Genomic DNA, 19,223 nt, shown 5'->3' with positions numbered 1-19,223 from the left:
AAGTGGAATGGGGCAGGGTAGAGCCAGCGCTTCAGTCCTGCCCGGGATCGATAGCGCGGATCGGCGTCTCCTCGTCAGCGGGTGGCTGAGCGCCGGGGTGGCCGGTGAAGACGAGCGGCGCGGTGAGCGCCTCCTGGTACTCCGTCTCCGTGAGGTCGCCTCCCTCGTACAGCACCGCCAGCAACTCGTTCACGTGCTTCGTCCAGATGTCGGAGAGGGTGCCTCGGCTGCAATACACGTGGTAGCGCACCGGGTTGGGGATGATGGTGGCCAGGAAGGCCGCCTCGCGAATGCTCAGCTCTCGCGCGTCCTTGCCGAAGTAGTGCCGTGCCGCTTCACCAATGCCGTAGAGACCGGGCCCCCACTCGATGATGTTGAGATACACCTCGAGCAGCCGCTCCTTGGGCACCGAGGCCTCCAGTCCCAGCGTGAGGAACGCTTCCTTCACCTTGCGCGCGTAGGTCTTCTCCCGGGACAGGAAGAGGTTCTTGGCGAGTTGCTGGGTGAGGGTGGAGCCGCCGCGCACCTTGTCATCCGCGGGGGCCAGCAGGATGTCGCGCAGCGAGTCGAAGTCGAATCCCCGGTGTGTCCAGAAGGCCGCGTCCTCGCTGCGCAACACCGCGCGCACCAGGACACGAGGAATCTCGGCCCATGGCAGGTAGTCGGGGTTGCTCGGGCCGATGTGCAGCGCCCGCCCGCGGCCCTCGGCCGTCAGGGGCTGGTAGTCGAAGGGCTCGCGCAGCCAGCTGAGGGGCCCCTTTCGGGCCGACTGCTTCAGCTCCGACAGATCCAGCTTCGCCTTCACCTCCCAGTCCCGGCGCTGGAGAATGGGCCCCGAGAGCGCCAGGGAGGCCTGGAACTGGCCCTCCAACCGCGCCAGCTCGGTGCCGGGTACCAGGGCCGCGGGCAGGGCGGCCATGGCCTGTTCGAAGGTGACGGGTTGCAGCTCCGCTTGCACCGAGAAATGGGGCTCTCCGCTCCAGGTGGCCTCACCCCGCACCTCGGCACGTGCTTCGCGCCGCTCGCCCACGGCCAGCCGCAGGGACTCGAGCTCCACGTGCTTCTTTCGCGGCTCCCAGCGCACGCGGCCCTCGGTCGAAAAGGAGAGGGGCCCCACCGGCTCGGGAGCGAGCTGGGGACTGCTCACGGTGAGTCCCGTCATCGCCCCGGAGAAGGTGGTGCCTTGGGTGTCCACCCTCACTTCTCCTTCCAGCGTGCCCCCCTCCATGCGCCAGGGAAGTTCCGCGAGCGACAGCAACGGGCCCGCCGGAATACTCCGTGCCCGCAGCGTCCCCGACACGCCGGACTCCCCGTTCTGGACGGACACCACCGCGGTGCCACCGCCGGGCAGCTCGGCCGTTGCCTCCCATCGGGATGCCTCCGCCTCGCCCGTCCTCCTCACCCGGGCCGAGAGCGGACCCCATTCCACGCGGCCATGGCGCTCGAAGGCCAGGCGCACGTCCTTCATCTCCAGCTCGGGCAGCTCACGGGGAGCGCTCTCCTCCGAGGCAGGGGATGGACGCCGGCTCTGACGCAGCTCGCGCACCCGCTCGACGAGGGCCCGCACCTCCTGCCCCTGTGGCCCGGCCTCCACCTGGACGCCCGCGAGCACCACGCGGCTCGCCTCGACGTGGCCCGACAGCAGGGCCCACCGTCGAAGGTGCACGGTGACACGCGAGACGCGTACCACGGGAGGGCCTTCCGGCCGCGTGCCTGGAATCTCCACCGGCCCCATCGTCACCGTGCCGGTCCACCCGATGTGGAAGTCCTCACCGATGCGCACCGGGCCCAGCCGGGACTCCAACGCGGGCTTCACCCGGGCCAGCACCCGGCTGCGTGCCGCCTCTCCGCGCAACCATGCCCGGCCCATCCCCACGCCCGTGGCGAGCAGGAGGGCGATCAACATCAGGAGGACACGGCCTCGCTTCAAGGGGCGGCGCGGGAGGGACATGAGGCTCGCGCCTCCCTATCGGCAGGAGGCGCGAGGTTCAAGCGCTGGCTCTACCGGGTCGCGCAATAGCCGAAGCTGGTGCTCTCCCCGGGGGCCAGCTCGTCGTTCCAATCCAGACCGCTGAAGGTGGTCTGGGAGCCCGAGTGGGTGTAGAGGGCGCTCCAGGCGTGGTTGAACCTGCCCGCGATCTCGATCGTCACTCGCCAGACGAGCGGGGCCGACCCGGAGTTCGTCACCCTGACGTTGTGGCAGTAACCGCTCCCCCAGTCGTCCTGGACGGACACGGAGACCTGGGCATTGCCAGAAGTGGAGGGCGTGCCGCCACCGCTACCGCCACCCCCGCCACTCCCGCCGCCCGTCCCCGGGGTGGCCGGGCCCGTGGACTCGCCCACGCGCTGGGTGAAGCGCGGCAGCTGCGTCAGGGAGATGAGCAGCTCCGGGATGCTCAGCTGCTGCTTGCGGAAGCTCTCCGTGAGCTGGCCGGCGGCGCAGGAGTCGTTCTCCCCCGAGACGCCATAGCCGAAGCGCAGCCACTGCAGCGAGAAGCAGGCGTGCACGTCCGGGCTGTCCGCCAGCTTCTGCTGGAGCCCGTCCACGCCGGTGAAGGTGCCGTTGGTGGCCGTCGAGGAGAGCACCTCACCGCTCGCATCCACCGGCTGCCCGCTCGGCAGCTGGGGCGCGAAACGGCCGACGCTGTCGAACTGCTCGAAGCCGAAGCCGATGGGGTCCATCAGCTGGTGGCAGGACGAGCAGGCCGCGCTGGTGGAGTGCTCCTGGAAGCGCTGCCGGTTGGGAAGCCCGTCGCTCACCGGAGACAGCTGCACGCTGAGGCCCGGGGGCGGGGGAGGCAGTGGCTGGCACAGCAGGCGCTCGCGGACGAGCTTGCCGCGGCGGATGGGCGAGGAGGTCTGCGGCGTGGCCTGGCTGGCCAGGATGCTGCCGTGGGTGAGGATGCCGCTGCGGCCCGAGCTCTTCAGCTCCCACATGCGCAGGCCGCTGGCGGGCGCCGACGAGGTGGTCACCGGGCCCGACGGCAGGCGGTAGAAGGAGGCGAGCGCGTCCGTGGCGAACGTGTAGTCCGAGGTGAAGAGCTCGGGGAGCCGGCCGCTGCTGTCGTGGACGACATAGTCGAACAGCTCCGTCGTCTCGGCCTTCATGGCGGCGCGGATGGTCGGGCTGAAGTCCGTGAAGGTGGTGTCCTTCTGCACCTGGTGGATGTGTCCCAGGTCCAGCCACTGGCTCACGAAGTGATCGAGCATGGGCCGGCTCCGCGCGGACGCCAGCATCCGGCGTGCCTCGGAGGGGAGCAGCTCCGGCTTGCTGCTCAGGATGCCTGCCTTCGCCTTGGCGAACAGCTCCGCATCCGGCATGGAGCCCCAGAAGAGGTAGGACAGCTCCGAGGCCACCTCGTAGTCGTTCAGCTTGTACTTCCCGTCGCCGATGTGCTCGCCCAGCTCCGTGCGGTAGAGGAAGTGGGGGGACTGGAGCATGGCGGTGATGATGGCCTTGATGCCCTCGGTGTACCCGTTCGTCCCTTCCTCCGCCGCCACGGCCGTGTAGAGCGACTGGTAGCGGAGCTTCTCCGCGTCCGTCAGCGGGCGGCGGAAGGCCCGCAGGCCGAAGTCCTGGATGAACTGCTTCGCGCACGCCTCTCCCGGAGCGCACGAGACGTGGCGGGACAGATTCGTCATGGCCTGCGCGGCGGCCTCCTCGGCGGCGGCGAGCAGCTTGTCCGTCAGCAGCTGGCCCACCGTGCGCTCGTCCGCGCTGTTGTCGAAGCCGTGCACCACCTCTTCCGCGGGCAGGGACTGGCCCCACTGCGAGTCGAGGTAGAGCAGGTCGCGCAGCGTGTTGTCGTACTCGAAGCGGGTGAGCATGCGCAGCCGGCGCCGGGCGTTGGGGTCCGCCTTGCCCGGCTCACACGCCATCACCGCGGAGGCCTCGCAGGCCCCGGCAACGCCATTGACGCGGTCCGCGAGCTGCTGGAGGTTCTCGTAGCGCGTGGTGCCCTGCTCCACGACGGTGCCGCCCCCGTGCCCATTCGGGTGCATGCCCGAGGGCTTGAGCAGGAGCAGGGATTGGCCGTTGACCTTCTCGCGCGCCAGCCCGCGCACCGTCATGAAGTTGGCCTCCACCGCCCCCGGCGCTCCCGGAGGCAGCAGCACCAGGCGGGTGCCCGCCGCCATGCCATCGGACTTGTGGCAGGCCACGCACTGCACGGACATCACCGGCTCCCACACGCGGGTGCGGAAGAACTCCAGGTCATCCGGGCAGCCGGAGTCGGTCGTGCAGGCGGAGAGAAGGGTCGCGGAGAAAAAGAGGGCGCCAAGGGCAGAAAGCTGCCGGGAGGGAAGCACGGGTCTGCCTCCTGATTGCGGGGGGGACTGTCAGAGGGGGAGGGACGCTGTCAGACGAGCCCGTCGAGCGGGCCGTTGGAGCGGTTGGCATCACCGAAGGTGTCGAGCGGAGCGCCCATGGCGTGACAGACCGAGGTGAGCAGCTTCTGGTGCGGGACGCCGCTGAAGCGCAGGTAGCGTCCGAAGCGGAAGGGGCTCTGCGAACCTCCAGCGACGAGGAAGGGCACCGAGCGGCAGTCGTGCATGCGGCTGTCGCCGAGCTCCTTGGCCCACACCACCAGGGTGGAGTCGAGCATGCTGCCCCCGCCCTCCAGGTCCGGGCGGTCCTTGAGGGACTGCAGGAGGTAGGCGAACTGCTCGGCGAACCAGCGCTCGCACTTCACGAGCGCCGCCAGCCCCGCGGTGTTGGAGTCGTCCTTGTGCGACAGCTCGTGGTGGGCCTCGCCCACGCCCAACCAGGTGAACACCTGGGGCGCGACGGTGTGGGACCACTGGAGCGAGGCCACGCGCGTCATGCCGCAGGTGAGCGCGCTCACCATCAGGTCCATCTGCGCCTTGCCCACCGCGGGGAAGTTGGCGTTGGCCATGGCGTCCATGGAGAGGGGGGCGGTGGCGGAGGGGCACCCGGGCAGGGCCACGGGCTCGGTCAGCCCCTTCTCCGTCTGGCGCAGCGCCTCCAGGTGCTGCTCCAGCTTGCGCTTCTCCTCCGCGCCCACGCGCTGCGACAGGTCATTCAGCTCGCCGCGCACCAGGTCCAGCATGCTCTTGCGGCGCCGCAACAGCTTGTCGGCGGTGCCCGTGTCACCTCCGAGCGCGCCAAAGAGGCGCTGGAAGGCGCTGCGCGGGTTGTCCTCGGGGGAGACGAAGACGCCGGGGGCCGAGTAGGACATGCGCGTGGAGCGCGCCGCGCCCCACAGGCTCGTCTGCACCCCGAACTCCAGGGAGCGGAAGCGCGAGCCCTCGCCAATCCTGCTCGCCACGTACTGGTCCACGGACAGGCCCCCGGAGGTGCTCTGCGCCGTGCCTCCACCGGTGAGCATGTTGGCCATGCCCGCCTCGTGGTTGTCCACGTCCACGAAGTTGAGGCCCTCGCACACCAGCAGGTTGGCCAGGTGCGCGTTGAGCGGCTCCAGCATGCTGCCCGCGGGGAAGGAGAAGGCCGTCTCCGTCCCGCTCGGCCGCCAGAAGCGGTGCACCGTGCCATTGGGGGTGAAGAAGACGATGAGCCTCTTGGCCGTCGGCGTCGCCGCGTGGGCCTTCCCACTGAGGAGATTCAGCAGGGGGGACGCCAGCAGCGAGGCACCCAACCCGGCTGTGAACTGCCTTCGCCCGATCCGAATCATGCTCGTCGACTCCGTTCCCGTGGTCCGACTCGGTGGTCCGCGCGAGGCGGGCCGGTGGCAATGACTGTCTGTGACTTCGCGCTGAGACTGTGCGTGTTGTTGCTTGGCCCGGCAATGACAAATCGACCCGCGCTCCCCGGCTTCGGTCACTATCTGAATTCTGTCTGATTCGAGGGGCGTGGGGTAAACACTTACGCGACCGCGTCTACGCGGCAATCCTCAATTACCTGGAGGGCACCGGAAAAGTCGAGGCTTTGTCGGAGGGGGCCCCGTACTTTTCACGGAAAGGCTTGCAAGATTTCATTGAGCGGCGAAATGCGTTTCGCGTGGATGCCAAATTCCTGTCTGGATTCAAAGCGAGTCCCCGCGCGGAGCACACTGTGGGGGAGCCGGGCGTGTGTAAGGCTTTGGCTCTCCACACGCGCAGGTGTGCCGGGGGGTGTGCTCGGGTGCGGCTTCCGCCGCCGGCCTGCTCCCCTCCTTGCCCGGGGGGCCGGCGCCGTCCCGGAAGCCGTGGGACGCGCTTGGTCCTCGCCTTGACATACGCTGAAGGTGCATGATTTGCGTGGAGTCCGAACCCGAAGGGGGAGTCATGCCCAGGCAGGGGTCTCGCTGCTTCCTCGTCGTGAGGGCGCAGGAGTGGATGTGCGCGCTGCCGCTCGAGGACGTCGAGGAGACGATGAGGCCGCTGCCGGTAGCCCCGGTGTCCGCGGCCCCGGCCTTCGTGCGGGGTGTGTCCCTGGTGCGTGGCGCGCCGGCTCCCGTGGTGAGCCTGGCGGCGTTGCTGGGCGGGGCCCTGTCCGAGGGCGGCGAGGGCCGCCGGTTCGTCTCGCTGCGGGTGCCCGAGGGGCGCATGGCGCTCGAGGTGGATGAGGTGCGGGGCCTGCGCTGGATGGAGGAGGAGGGCCTGGACTCGGTGCCTCCGCTGCTGCGCGCCACCGCCAGTGGCCACCTCCAACACCTGGGCTCGTTCGACGGGCGCCTGCTGGCGCTGCTGGGGACGTCCCGCCTGCTGCCCGAGGAGTTCTGGCGCCGCCTGGAGACCGCCTCCGGCCAGGGGGGCGCGTGATCGCCGCGCCCTCCCGCCCGCCGCTCGTCCGCTTCGTCGCGCTGGTGGAGCAGCGCCTGGGCCTTCACTATGAGGAGGGCCAGTGGGGCGAGCTGGTGCCGCTGCTCGCGGAGCGCTCCGCCGCGTGTGGCGTGGAGCGTTACCTGGAGCAGCTGGCCTCTTCGTCCTCACAGGCGGAGTGGAAGGCGCTGGCCGAGCGGCTCACCGTGGGGGAGACGTACTTCCTGCGCCATCCCACCCAGCTGGAGACGCTGGTGGAGCAGGTGCTGCCCTCCTTCCTGCGCCAGACGTCCACCGTCCGCGTGCTGTGCGCCGGCTGCTCCACCGGGGAGGAGCCCTACTCGGTGGCCCTGCTCGCCCGCGAGCGCGGCCGCGTGGACTCCTCCCGGCTGCGGATTCTCGGCATCGACGTCAACCCGCGTGCCATCGCGCACGCCCGCCGCGCCTGCTACTCCCCCTGGTCGCTGCGCGCCGTGCCCAGCACCATGCGCCAGCAGTGGTTCCAGCGCACCCCCGAGGGTTTCGCCCTCCAGCCCCAGGTGCGTGACCAGGTCATCTTCGAGGAGCGCAACCTCCTGGAGGAGGCCTCCGCCTTCTGGGCGCCCAACTCCTTCCACGCCATCCTCTGCCGCAACGTCGTCCTCTATTTCCCCCAGGACGTCATCCGCAAAATCATCGCCCGCATGGCCCAGGCCCTGGTTCCCGGTGGCTACCTCTTCATGGGGCCCAGCGAGACGTTGCGAGGCATCTCCGAGGAGTTCGAGCTGCTGCGCGGCGGCGACGCCTTCTATTACCGCCTGAAGCCTCCCGCGCCGCCTGGTGTCTCCGTGCCCCAGGGCGTGCCCGCGGCCACGCCCCCGGCCATGGTGGCCCAGCGGGTGGTTTCACCAGCGCCAGCGCCCACGCCGCCGCCAGCGCCGGACGGACTGGAGGGGGTGCTGCAGCTGCTCGAGGCGGAGCGCTACACCGAGGCCTGGGCGCTGCTGGAGTCCATGCCCGAGAACTCGAGCCCCAGGGCGCTGCTGCTGCGCGCGGTGCTGCACCTGCACGCCGGACGCCTGTCCCAGGCCGAGCAGCTGGGCCGGCAGCTCGTCGCGTCGAGCTCCACCGAGGCCCCGGCGTACTACCTGCTGGGGCTGTGTCTGGAGCAGGGCGGGGACGAGGCCGGTGCCCGCGGCCGCTACGCCGCGTCCGTGCGCGCGGAGCCCACCTTCGCGCTGGCCCACCTGCGCGCGGGCTCGCTGGCGCGCCGGGCTGGTGACATGGTGGAGGCCCGCGTGGCCCTGCGCATGGCCGTGTCGTTGTTGCCGCAGGAGAAGCCCCTGCACCTGTCGCTCTTCGGCGGAGGCTTTGGCCGCCACGGATTGATGCAAGTGGGTCTGCAGGAGCTGCAGGCCTGTACGGAGATCTCATGAGTCTGCCTCGCTCCCGGACGGCACTGCGGCTGGACGAGCTGCGCGAAGGCTTCGATGCCTCCTTCTCCCGTCCGCCCCCTCCCCGGCAGGAGCCCGGTGAGGCGCTGCTGCGGCTGCGCGTGGGGGGTGCTTCCCTGGCCGTGCGGCTGGGCCACCTCTCCGGCCTCCACCTCATGCCCCGGCTGGTGCGCCTGCCGGGTGCTCCGGCGTCCCTGTTGGGGCTGGCGGGGCTCCGGGGCCAGCTCATCGCCGTGCATGACCTGTCGGCGCTGTTGGGCCTGCAGTCCGGGGAGCCTCCTCGCTGGTTGTTGCTGGCCGGTGGGAGCCGGCGCGTGGGGCTGGCCGCGGCCGGCTTCGAGGGGCAGCTGCGCGCCACCCCGGAGCAGCTGCGCTCCGGTGGGGGCGCCTCCGCCACCCATCCCCTGCTCAACAGCAACGTCGTCCTGCCGGACGCCCCGCCGCTGCCCGTGCTCGACGTGGACTCGCTCGTGAGAAAGTTGCTGGAGGACGCCTCCGGTCCTCAGCAGGGACGATGATGAAGATGGTCACCCAATGGACGTTGCGCCTGCAGTTCACCGCCGCCGTCGTCATGGTGTCGGTGCTCATCTGTCTCTTCGTCTTCCAGGCCATCCGGAGCACCCGGCAGTTCACGGGAACCGCTGTCGCCGTGGAGCACTCGCACGAGGTCATCAACGGCCTGGAGCGCGTCCTCTCCAGCGCCAAGGACGCGGAGACGGGGCAGCGCGGCTACGTGCTCACCGGTGACGACTCCTACCTCGAGCCCTACCGCGACGCGCAGGGCCGCATCGACGCGGAGCTCTCGCGCGTGCGCGGCCTGCTCGCCGACAACCCCGCGCAGCTCCGGCAGCTGGAGGCCTTGAAGTTCCTCCTCACGCAGAAGCTGGCCAGCCTGCGCAACAACATCGAGCTGCGCCGCACCCGGGGCTTCGAGGCCGCCCTGGCCGTCATCAACACCGGTGAGGGCAAGGCGCTGATGGACGACCTCCGCCGTGTGGTGGCGGAGATGCACGAGCACGAGCTGCGGCTGCTCCAGGAGCGGGATGAGCTGCTGCGGCGGGACTCGGCGTCCTTCGAGCGGCTGTTCATGTGGGGCGGCGGCGTCGCCGTCCTCCTGGTGATGGCGGCGGCCACCCTGGTGGGCCTCAGCTTGCAGCAGAAGATCGGCTCGGCCATCTCGCAGGTGCGGGACTCCTCGGCCGAGCTCCAGTCGGCGGCCTCGCAGCAGGCCTCGGGCGCGCGGGAGCAGGCCTCGTCCACCACGGAAATTTCCACCACCGTCAAGGAGCTGTTGGCCACCTCGCGGCAGATCGCCCTCAGCGCGCAGCAGGTGTCCCGTGTGGCGGACGAGACGGCCGGGGCCGCGCGTCACGGAAATGACACGGTGTTGCACGCCCAGGAGGCCATCGACGTGGTGCGCCGCCAGGTGGACGCCATCGTCAATCACATGCTGGAGCTGGGCAAGCGCTCGCAGGAGATTGGCGGTATCGTGGACATCATCAACGACCTGGCCGAGCAGACGAACATCCTCGCCATCAACGCCACCATCGAGAGCGCCGGAGCGGGCGAGCACGGCAAGCGCTTCGCCGTGGTGGCCGATGAGATCCGCAAGCTGGCGGACCGGGTGGGTGGAGCCACCAAGGACATCCGCGTGCTCATCGATGAGATTCGCGCCGCCTCCAACACCACCATCATGGCCACCGAGGACGGCTCCAAGGCGGTGCAGAGCAGCACGAAGCAGTTCACCGACGTGGCCGGCAACTTCCGGCGCATCGCCGACCTGGTGCGCGCCAACCTGGACGTGGCGCGGGAGATCGAGCTGAGCACCCAGCAGCAGACGACGGCGGTGGAGCAGGTGAACACCGCCATCCTCGAGGTGGCGCAGACGGCCCGTCAGGCGGAGTCCACCTCCGCGCAGACGCTGCAGACGGCCACCCGGCTCATCCAGCTTTCCAAGCAGCTCCATGCCATCATCGACTCGCGCGCCTCCGCATGAGCCTGGACAACGACCCCTACCGCTATTTCCGTATCGAGGCCCGGGAGCTCATCGAGCAGCTCACCCAGGGTCTGTTCACCCTGGCCGACGGTGAGGGCGGTGCCCAGATCATGCCGGAGCTGTTCCGCTATGCGCACACCCTGAAGGGGGCGGCGCGCGTGGTGGGGCAGGTGCCGCTGGCGGAGATGGCGCACGCGGTGGAGGACGCGCTGTCGCCCTACCGCAACAGCGGCCAGGCGCTGCCCGTGGACAGCGTGCACGAGTTCCTGCGCCTGGTGGGGCAGATGGCCGAGGCGCTGGACGCGCTGGATGCACCGCCGCCGCCGGCGCCCGCCGCGGAGATGACCGCGTCCGAGGCGGCGGTGGCGGCCGTGGCCGCGGCGGTGGCGGCCCCCGAGGCCCCCACGTCCGAGGTGGTGCGCGTGGAGCTGGCGCGGCTGGACACGCTGCTGGAGGGCCTGTCCGAGGCCGTGGTGCAGCTGGGCGGCCTGCGCGGGGTGGTGGAGGCGCTGGCGCAGGCGCAGCACGGGGCCGACACCCTCGTCGAGCAGCTCACCGCGCCGGTGGCCTCCAACGGCTCGCCCGCGGAGCGCGCCCGGTGGATGTCGCGCGTGCTGTCCGTGACGGAGGGCCTGCGCTCCTCGCTGGTGAAGGCGGGGCGGCAGCTGGGCGGCGGCCTGGGGCAGGTGGAGTCGGAGCTGGGGCGGCTGCGGGACGGGGCCAACACCCTGCGGCTCGTCCCGACGCAGACGCTCTTTGGCCCCTTGGAGCTGGCCGCGCGCGACGCGGCCGCCTCGCTGGGGCGCCAGGTGGAGGTGCGCACCGCGGGCGGTGACATCCAGATTGACGGGCACGTGCTGGCGGCGGTGCGCCAGGCGCTGGTGCACGTGGTGCGCAACGCGGTGGACCACGGGCTGGAGACGCCCGACGAGCGGCGGGCGGTGGGCAAGCCCCCCACGGGCGTCTTCTCGCTGAAGGTGCAGCGGCGCGGTGGGCGCGTCTCCTTCGTGTGCGAGGACGACGGGCGTGGCGTGGACCTGGGGCGGGTGCGTCAGGTGGCGCTGGAGCGCGGCGTGGTCACCCCCGCCGAGGCGGATGCCCTGGACGAGCAGGGGCTGCTGGACTTGCTCTTCCAGTCCGGTTTCAGCACGGCGCGCACCGTCACCGAGGTGTCCGGCCGCGGCGTGGGGTTGGACGTGGTGCGCGACATGGTGCGCCGCTTCAAGGGCGACGTGAGCATCACCTCGCGGCCGGGATTGGGCACCTGCATCACGCTCGAGGTGCCCCTCACGCTGGCCTCGCTGGAGGTGCTGGGGGTGGAGGCGGGTGGACAGCGCATGCTCGTCCCCCTGGAGTCGCTCAGCGGCGCCCTCCACCTGCCCGCGGAGGCCGTCACCTGGACGGGCTCGCGTGCCTCCATCTCCTTCGGGGGCGAGGTGCTGCCCTTCCTCCCGCTGCTGGACGCGATGGGGAACCCGGGCGCGCAGCGTCCCCGCGCCTGGTCCGTGCTGGTGCTCAACGCGGGCTCGGCGGGCCGGGCCGCGGTGGGCGTGGAGCGGCTGCTGGGCATCTCCCGCCGGGTGAGCCGCCCGCTGCCCTCCAGTGTGCCCCCCCTGCCGCTGGTGGCCGGAGCGAGCTTCGACGAGCAGGGCGTGCCCCTGCTGCTGCTGGACGCGGCCGGCCTGGTGCGCCTGGTGCACGCGGGCTCCTCGGGCGGCGTCCCCAAGGCGCGCACCACGCAGAAGCACCTCATCCTCGTGGTGGACGACTCCGTCACCACCCGAATGCTGGAGAAGAGCATCCTCGAGGCCGCCGGCTACCAGGTGGAGCTGGCCGCCTCCGGTGAGGAGGGCATCGAGAAGATTCAACGCGGCGGCCACGCCCTGCTCATCGTCGACGTGGAGATGCCGGGCATGACGGGCCTGGACGTCACCCGGCGCATCCGCTCCATGCCCGCCCTGCAGGGGCTGCCCATCCTCATGGTGTCCTCGCTGGCCACGGACGAGGACAAGCGGCGCGGCCGCGACGCGGGGGTGTCCGCCTACATCGTCAAGGGCGAGTTCCAGCAGCACAGCTACCTGGACACCGTGGCCCGGTTGATTGCCTCCGGACGGAGGCCGGCATGAGCCGCCTGCGGGTGCTCGTCGTCGACGACTCGCTCACGGTGCGCCGCCGGCTGGCGGATGGCTTCGCGCTCGACACCTCGTGCGAGGTGGTGGGCGAGGCGGCCGACGGCCAGCAGGCCTTCGAGCAGTGCCAGCGCCTGCGCCCGGACGTGGTGACCATGGACCTGGTGATGCCCAGGGTGGACGGGCTGCGGGCCACCGAGCTCATCATGGCCCACTGTCCCACCCCCATCGTCGTTCTCTCGGCGGCTGAGAATCGCACCGAGGGCCTGCGCACCATGGATGCGCTGGCGGCGGGGGCGGTGGACGCGGTGGACAAGCCCTCGGGCCTTTTGGACTCCAAGTGGATGGAGATGCTGCTGTCGCGGGTGCGGGTGGCCTCGCGCGTGCGCGTCATCACCCATGTCCGGGCCCGGCTGGAGACGCCCCATGCACCGCCCCGGGTGACGGCGCCCGCCGTGCCGCCGCGCCTGCTGGTGATGGGTGCCTCGACGGGAGGACCGGCGGCCGTGCGCCACATCCTCCGCTCGCTGTCGGCGGGTTTCCCCCTCCCGGTGCTGCTGGTGTTGCATATTACAGAACACTTCGACACCGCGATGGCCGAGTGGCTGGAGGCGCAGAGTGGCCTGGTGGTGCGCAATGCGGTGGATGGGGAGGCACTGCCGATGCCGGGACGGGTGACGGTACGGATGGCGCCGGGCAACCGGCACCTGGTGGTGCGCAGCGGCCGGCTGCGGCTGGTGGACGGGCCGGAGCGGCACTCGTGCCGGCCCTCGGTGGACGAGCTTTTCGAGTCCGTGGCCCGGGAGTTGGGGGCGGCCGCCATCGGCTGCCTGCTGACGGGCATGGGACGGGACGGGGCGGAGGGGTTGGCGGCGCTCAAACGCGCGGGGGCCGCCACGGTGGTGGAGGATGAATCCTCGTGCGTGGTATTCGGCATGCCGCGCGAGGCCATTCGCTTGGGGGCCGCTCAGCATGTGACGGCGCTGACGGAGATTCCCCCCCTGCTGACGGCGCTCGCCCGAGCAGGAGCCAGGGAAGGAACGGCATGAAGGCACGTGTGCTCATCGTGGATGACAGCGCGACGGTCCGGGCGGACATGCGCGGAGTGTTGAGCGCCGCTGGCTTTGGCACCACGCTGTGCGAGAGCCTCGCGGCGGCCCGCAAGGCGTTGAGCGAGGGTGAGTTCGATCTGCTCATCCTGGACATGGTGCTGCCGGATGGCGAGGGCGTGGAGCTGCTGGAGGAACTGCGCCGCGCGCCCCGCACCTCGCACCTGCCCGTGTTGATGCTGTCCACCGAGGCCGCGGTGGTGCAGCGGCTCAAGGGCCTGTCTCACGGCGCCAATGACTACGTGGGCAAGCCGTATGATCCGGCGTACGTGGTGCGTCGGGCCCACGAGCTGACGCAGGTGCCCGAGCAGGATGGCACGCCGCGGCTGGTGTCGGCCGGCAGGCGCCGGCGGGTGATGGTGGTGGATGGCCGCATCGACTTCCGCCACCGCGCCTCGGATGCGCTGCGCAAGGACGGCCACGACGTCATCATCGCCGAGTCCGGTGAGGACGCCATGCGGCTGCTGGAGGCCCAGCCGGTGGACTGCATCCTGTTGGATCTGGAGATGCCGGGGCTGGAGGGGCCGGAGTGGGTGCGCGCCGTGAGGACGCTGCCAGGCACGGCCCAGGTGGCCGTGGTGGGACTGACGGCCGGCTTCGACGCCAAGCTCATCTCCGAGGCCCTGGCGGTGAAGGTGGATGCCTTCTGCTCCAAGACGGAGGACATCGAGGTGCTGCGCGCGCAGGTGCGCACCGAGCTGCGGCGCCGGGCCGAGTCCGAGCAGCAGGCCCAGCCTCCCATGCCGCGCACTCCGTCCGGCTCGTTCCCCGCGCTGCCCCGGACCCCGTCGGGTGCCCATCATCCCGCGATTCCGGCCTCGCACGCGGCTCCGGCGTCGGTGCCGGCCGCCGCTCCCTCGCCGTCCACCGGGGCCATGCCGGGTGCCCTCTTCGAGGCGCTGGTGGCGCGCTGTGGCCTCTCTCCCGTCATCGCCGCGTCCACCATGACGCGCGCGTGCCGCAAGGCCGGAGTGGATCCGCAGCTGCTCACCGCCGCGTCGCTGACGCGGGCGCTGCCGACCATCCGGGACATGCTGCACATCTTCCTGGATGCCCAGGAGGCGGAGCGGCGCATCCAGTCCATCCAGGCGCTGACCAAATCAGACGCGGGCGCCCAGGCGCGCTCGCGCTCCTGAAGTCCGAAGTCTCTGCCCGTCCGCGCGCAGCCGGGCGCGGGCGTGGCTCAGTCCCACCGCGTAGAGCACGGCGAGCGCCGCCAGGCAGGCCAGTCCCAGCCAGGTGTAGCGCCGGATGAGCTCGGACTCGCTCCAGCCATGGACGTCCACGAGCTTGGAGGCGTCGCTCAGCCCCACGCCCTCGATGTGGCCGAAGGGAATCCGTTCAGGGTCGCTCCGGGCGGCCCACCACTGCGAGAAGGCATCCATGAAGGCCGCCGCGCCGATGGCCAGGTAGCCCCAGTGCAGCGAGCCCTGGCGCAGCTTGGAGTGCCGGTGGGCGTAGAGGGTCGTCATGAGGAGGCTGCCGAGCACGAGGCACCCGGCATCGCCTCCAAACGAGATGAGCATCCGGGCCTTGCCGGGCGATAGCACCCCGGTGCCCACGAATTGGAGGACGAGCGCCGTGGCGCCCGCGATCATCAGCAGCCGGCTGCGCGTGAGGTAGCCGCGGAGGCCCGTCGCCGCGAACAGGGTGGCCAGCAGCAGGAAGAGGAAGGTGGAGCGCTCTTCGTCGGTGTGGGTGACCCAGGGGCCGGGGAAGGAGGGAAAGCCGCAGAACCAGGCGGTGACGGCGTGGCCCAGCTCGTGGATCCACATGGAGAGGAAGATGCGCATCAGCCTGCCCCACAGGGGGGATTGCACGAGCAGCCAGGCCACGGCCAGCGCCACGGGGAGGGCGAACAGGCGCAGCCGCAGCTCGCTCCGCGCTTCCTCCTCCTCGCCATGCCAGGACATGCCCGCGGGAGTGAGCGGCACCTGGGGCTCGGCTGGAGCCGGGGGCGCGGGCCGCGAGGCGAGCTGCGCGGCACGGGCCTCCGCCCTGGCATAGAGGACGCCGCACCTCGGGCACTCCGGCGCGAGGATGCGGGGCTCACCACAGCGGGGGCAGACCCTGGGCAGCGGGTTCTCCATCCGCGGGAGTGTACATGGCCCACGCCCGGTGCTCACCGGGCGGGTGGGGGCGTGGGCGGCGCTGTCCCGTCCACGCCATCCCTCCCTCAGTGCAGGGTCTTCTTGAGGCGGCTCAGCCGCTCGTGGGTGCGCTTCTGCGAGGGCAGCAGCTCCATGCGGACGAAGCGGCGGGCCTCGCCGTGCGTCTTGTCCATGTCGCGCTGGTAGTCCGCGAGGCCGTGGTCCTCACCCTCCTCGAGCGCCTGGATGGCGCTCTTCTCACCGAGGAGATCCGCGCCTCCCTGCACCAGCTTCGCGAAGGTTCCCCAGATGCCGGAGCCCTCCACCGGCTTGCCTCCGAGCTTCTCGACGCGCTCGCGGAGGGCTTCCACGCGGTGCTCGTGGTCGTGCATGCAGTCCTCGAGCTGGCTGCGGAGCCGCTCGTCCGACACGTGGCCGATGGCCTGCCGGTAGGTCTCCACCGCCGAGATTTCACCGCGAAGGAATGAGTTGAGCGTCTCCACATCGGTGGTGTTCGCCATGCGCTTGCCTCCTGCAGGAGATGACTCGCGCAAAGGTGATGCTCCCTCGCGGAGCGGCAACGAGCGCTCCCCGGCATTGCCCCGCTCCAGGAGGGCGGAGCAGGGGTTGCCTGCCCGGCAGGGGGCGACGAGGGGATGACACCGCCGTGCACGGGCGCACGGTACGGGGAGGCAGACGCCCCTCCCCGTGGACTCCGTGTCCTCAGCCGCCCTGCGTGGCCGTGGCCGGTGCGCCGCCCTGCTGGGCCTTGGCCCAGAGCGAGAGCAGCTCCGCCTCGCGCTCCGGAGGCAGCCCTCCGCGCAGCTTGCTGCGGCGCTCCTCGGGCTGGCTGTTGAACCACTCGAGCGTGTCCCGGGTGGTGACGACCGGCGAGCGGAACTTCAGCCCGGCCTGCACGGCCCGCGCGTTGCTGCGCCGGTGCATGCCCGCGTAGGACCCGAAGGCCGGCGCCCAGATGGGGAGCGCGCCCTCTCCGTCCTCGCCGTTCTTCTGGAGGAACTCCCCGGACACCCAGGTGAGCTTCGTGTCCTTGCCGGTGATCTCCTTACAGGCCGCGAACATCTCCCCCACGCTCCAGGGCTTCTCCGGCCCCACGGCGTTGAAGACGCCCGTGGTGTTGCGCTCCACCAGCAGCACGAGCCACTCGGCCAGGTCGCGCACGTCGATGATCTGCAGCGGATCCGACGGGCTGCCCGGGGCGAGCATCTCCCCACCCTGCGCGTAGCGCACGGGGAAGTACGTGAAGCGATCCGTGCGATCCTCCGGGCCCACGATGTAACCGGGGCGGACGAGGGTGGTGCGGCCCGGAAGGGCCTTCTCCACGGCCTCCTCGCACGCGCGCTTCAGCCCGCCATAGTTCTCGAAATTCTTGCCCATCGTCTCGACGGTCGGGTCGGCGAGCGTGGCGGTCGCGGCGGTCTCGTCCGCTCCCGGCGTGTCGTTCTTCGCGTAGGCCGAGCCGCTGGAGATGAAGATGTACTGACTGACGTTGGGCGCCAGCAGCGCCGCCGAGGCTCCGACGATGCGCGGGTAGTAGCCCGAGGTGTCGATGACGGCGTCGAACGAGCGGCCCTCGAGCGCCTTGAGGCCCTCGCCCTTGTTCGGGTCTCTATCACCCTGCAGCTTCTCCACGTCCGGGAAGAGCTCCGGCCGGGTCTTGCCGCGGTTGAAGAGCGTCAGCGTGTGTCCGCGCGCCTGGGCCGCGTTGACGATGGCCGGGCCGAGGAAGCCCGTGCCACCGAGGATGAGGATCTTCTTCTTGGTCGCGGCGCGGCCATCTCCGGACGCGGCGCGCATGCCCGGGGCGCAGGCCGTCATCGCGGCCGCGGCCAGGGTGAACTGGAGGAACTGCCTTCGGGACGTGGTCATGGTTGGGTATCGGGGAAGCTGGCCCGGGAAGAGCGGCCGGGCACATCATGGCCCGGTTCCCTGGCGGCTGCCCACGACACCCGGCCGTTTTTTCTATTCCCGGCCGGCCCTCACCCCAGGGGGGAGGGGAACCTGGGAATCGCCGCGTCCACCAGCTCGCCCGCGACGAGGGCCGCGCCCTGGCCCTCGCAGGACTCCCACATGCGCAGGAAGGCCTCGGCCGAGGAGAAGAGGGGATCCATCTGCGCGTCCGTCATGCCCACGTGGACGAGGTCCCGGATGAAGTCCGGCAGCAGGCCGACATGGGCCAGTCCATCCGTGTTGAAGTCGAACTCGCGCGAGCCGGCGCGCGCTTTCGCGAAAGGTACATCCGTGCGGTACAGGGTGCCCGAGTAGGGCAGGGGCGGCTTGTTGCGCTGCAGCATCTGCTGCACGGGCCGCCGCTTCTCGCGCAGCGTGTCGTCCTTCAGCCCGGCGGCGGCGTGGGGCCCGTAGCGGGGCCCCGGCTGCTGGTTGAGGCCGTTGAAGTCGGTGCCCATCGCCACGCCGCCGGAGCCCACCTCGCGCAGCAGCGAGAGGGCGTACTGGTAGGACTGGGCCCACGTCTTGGACGAGCGCGCGCAGTCGTTGTCCACCGTGCCGCCGGGGAAGTCCTTCAGCTCGTGCTGGTTGGTGATGGGGCCCAGCAGCCCGCCCAGCTGGAGGATGCGCCGCGCCTGGTCGCGCGTCTTCATGTACTCGCTGGCGCGCTTGGCCTTGCGGCTCGTCTCGTGGGGCTCGAGGCCCTGCTCGCGGAAGGCGCAGTGCGAGGCGACGACGGGGTAGCGCGACTGCTCGGCCAGGGAGAGCACGTCGTTGGTGCAGCGCTCGGACATGTGCTCCACGTCGAGGATGAAGCCCTGGCGCATGGCCTCGCGCAGGAAGGCCTGTCCCGTGGAGGTGAGCCCGAGCTGGTTGACGTGGCCCTGGCCGGGGGCGTTGAGGGCGTAGCCCTTCGGGTAGTGCGCCCGGCGTGTCAGCTCGTAGAGCATGACGGCCGCCTTCGTCTGCGTCTCCATGTCCTGCCCGAGCCGGAAGCCCACGTCGGAGGCGCCCTGCACGTCGAAGAAGTGCCCGCGCAGGAAGTGGTTGAGCAGGTTGAACTTGTCGTCGTAGACGGCCGCGCCGCCGAAGCTGTTGTTGGCCAGGTGCAGCGGGGTGATCATCCGGAAGCCCAGCTCCTTGAGCCAGCGCAGGATGCGGGGCAGCTGCTCCAGGGACAGGGGCTGCTCGTTGAGGGCCTCGCGGTCCCCCAGGAGGCTGTCCAGCGAGTCCACCTCCACGCCGGCCACCACGGCGAGCTTGCCGGCGGTGATGAGCTGGCGGGCCTGCGAGGCGCTCAGGGCCAGCCCCATCCAGTCCGCGTGCCGCTCGGTGAAGCGGCGCAGCTCGCGCATCTGCTTCTCGATGGAGGACTCGTCCTTGTCGGGGTGGTGGCACTCCTCGGCCAGCAGCTCGTTGTTGACGGCCACGCTGCACAGCAGCCGCAGCCCCCCGTCATGGGCCCGCCGCAGCCAGTCCACGAACATCTGCTGGTGGATGAGGGTGTTGAAGGTGGGCCAGTCCGCATAGGTGCCGTGGCCACAGGGACCATGGCCCAGGCCGCCCTCGATGAAGGCCTGCACCAGCGGCCAGTCCTTGCCGAAGTTGCCGATGCCCCATTTGCCGTGGAGGTGGATGTCACAGCGGGCGAGCGCCTGCTCGATGTCGCCATCCGGGCGCCCGGCGAGCAGGTGCCCGCCAAAGCCCAGGTGCGCCATCAGGTGGCAGTGCAGATCGGCGAATCCGAACACGGGGGACGCCATGGTGAGCCTCCG

At 70.8% G+C, this 19,223-nt stretch carries 14 protein-coding genes; 7 read left to right on the top strand and 7 right to left on the bottom strand.

Going from position 1 to position 19,223, the window contains the following annotated elements; genetic code table 11:
- Window positions 1-31: 31 nt before the first annotated feature.
- The 3 genes from AC16DP_RS25550 to AC16DP_RS25540 are packed head-to-tail and all read right to left on the bottom strand — an operon-like array spanning window position 32 to window position 5,651.
- Window positions 32-1,951 carry a biosynthetic peptidoglycan transglycosylase gene (locus AC16DP_RS25550; RefSeq protein ID WP_329730298.1) on the bottom strand — a complete coding sequence of 640 codons (1,920 nt, stop codon included), beginning with the start codon at window positions 1,949-1,951 and terminating at the stop codon, window positions 32-34.
- A gap of 50 nt (window positions 1,952-2,001) precedes the next feature.
- Window positions 2,002-4,308 carry a DUF1592 domain-containing protein gene (locus AC16DP_RS25545; RefSeq protein ID WP_329730297.1) on the bottom strand — a complete coding sequence of 769 codons (2,307 nt, stop codon included), beginning with the start codon at window positions 4,306-4,308 and terminating at the stop codon, window positions 2,002-2,004.
- Between the two features lie 50 nt (window positions 4,309-4,358).
- Entirely contained in the window at window positions 4,359-5,651 is a 1,293-nt protein-coding gene (locus AC16DP_RS25540) for a DUF1552 domain-containing protein (RefSeq protein ID WP_329730296.1), read from the bottom strand.
- Between the two features lie 592 nt (window positions 5,652-6,243).
- On the opposite strand from AC16DP_RS25540, the gene AC16DP_RS25535 reads away from it, so the two are divergent.
- From AC16DP_RS25535 to AC16DP_RS25505, 7 genes are read left to right on the top strand one after another with little or no spacing between them, the layout of a single operon-like run.
- Window positions 6,244-6,720 (top strand): chemotaxis protein CheW, encoded by a 477-nt coding sequence (locus AC16DP_RS25535; protein WP_329730295.1) that lies wholly within the window; start codon window positions 6,244-6,246, stop codon window positions 6,718-6,720.
- Entirely contained in the window at window positions 6,717-8,135 is a 1,419-nt protein-coding gene (locus AC16DP_RS25530) for a CheR family methyltransferase (protein ID WP_329730294.1), read from the top strand. Before AC16DP_RS25535 ends, AC16DP_RS25530 begins: the two co-directional genes overlap by 4 nt.
- The gene (locus tag AC16DP_RS25525; protein ID WP_329730293.1) at window positions 8,132-8,671 is read left to right on the top strand and encodes a chemotaxis protein CheW; all 540 of its coding nucleotides are present in this window, start codon (window positions 8,132-8,134) and stop codon (window positions 8,669-8,671) included. The genes AC16DP_RS25530 and AC16DP_RS25525 overlap by 4 nt, the downstream gene beginning before the upstream one ends.
- Entirely contained in the window at window positions 8,668-10,149 is a 1,482-nt protein-coding gene (locus AC16DP_RS25520) for a CHASE3 domain-containing protein (RefSeq protein WP_329730292.1), read from the top strand. Before AC16DP_RS25525 ends, AC16DP_RS25520 begins: the two co-directional genes overlap by 4 nt.
- Entirely contained in the window at window positions 10,146-12,275 is a 2,130-nt protein-coding gene (locus AC16DP_RS25515) for a hybrid sensor histidine kinase/response regulator (protein ID WP_329730291.1), read from the top strand. Before AC16DP_RS25520 ends, AC16DP_RS25515 begins: the two co-directional genes overlap by 4 nt.
- Window positions 12,272-13,327 (top strand): chemotaxis-specific protein-glutamate methyltransferase CheB, encoded by a 1,056-nt coding sequence (cheB, locus tag AC16DP_RS25510; RefSeq protein WP_329730290.1) that lies wholly within the window; start codon window positions 12,272-12,274, stop codon window positions 13,325-13,327. Before AC16DP_RS25515 ends, cheB begins: the two co-directional genes overlap by 4 nt.
- Window positions 13,324-14,523 (top strand): response regulator, encoded by a 1,200-nt coding sequence (locus AC16DP_RS25505; protein WP_329730289.1) that lies wholly within the window; start codon window positions 13,324-13,326, stop codon window positions 14,521-14,523. The genes cheB and AC16DP_RS25505 overlap by 4 nt, the downstream gene beginning before the upstream one ends.
- On the opposite strand, the gene AC16DP_RS25500 is transcribed toward AC16DP_RS25505, so the two are convergent.
- The 4 genes from AC16DP_RS25500 to AC16DP_RS25485 form a co-directional block, all read right to left on the bottom strand.
- Window positions 14,488-15,477, bottom strand: coding sequence for a hypothetical protein (locus tag AC16DP_RS25500; protein ID WP_329730288.1), 990 nt, complete (start codon window positions 15,475-15,477; stop codon window positions 14,488-14,490). The genes AC16DP_RS25505 and AC16DP_RS25500 overlap by 36 nt on opposite strands.
- 86 nt (window positions 15,478-15,563) lie before the next feature.
- On the bottom strand, window positions 15,564-15,998 hold the full coding sequence (locus AC16DP_RS25495) for a DUF2383 domain-containing protein (protein ID WP_329730287.1): 435 nt from the start codon (window positions 15,996-15,998) through the stop codon (window positions 15,564-15,566).
- Between the two features lie 202 nt (window positions 15,999-16,200).
- On the bottom strand, window positions 16,201-17,367 hold the full coding sequence (locus AC16DP_RS25490; protein ID WP_329730286.1) for an NAD-dependent epimerase/dehydratase family protein: 1,167 nt from the start codon (window positions 17,365-17,367) through the stop codon (window positions 16,201-16,203).
- A 110-nt stretch (window positions 17,368-17,477) separates the two neighbouring features.
- Window positions 17,478-19,211 (bottom strand): membrane dipeptidase, encoded by a 1,734-nt coding sequence (locus tag AC16DP_RS25485; protein WP_329730285.1) that lies wholly within the window; start codon window positions 19,209-19,211, stop codon window positions 17,478-17,480.
- Window positions 19,212-19,223: the final 12 nt, after the last annotated feature.

The organism is Archangium sp. (assembly GCF_057119385.1).
This window is presented reverse-complemented; position numbering and strand designations above follow the sequence as displayed.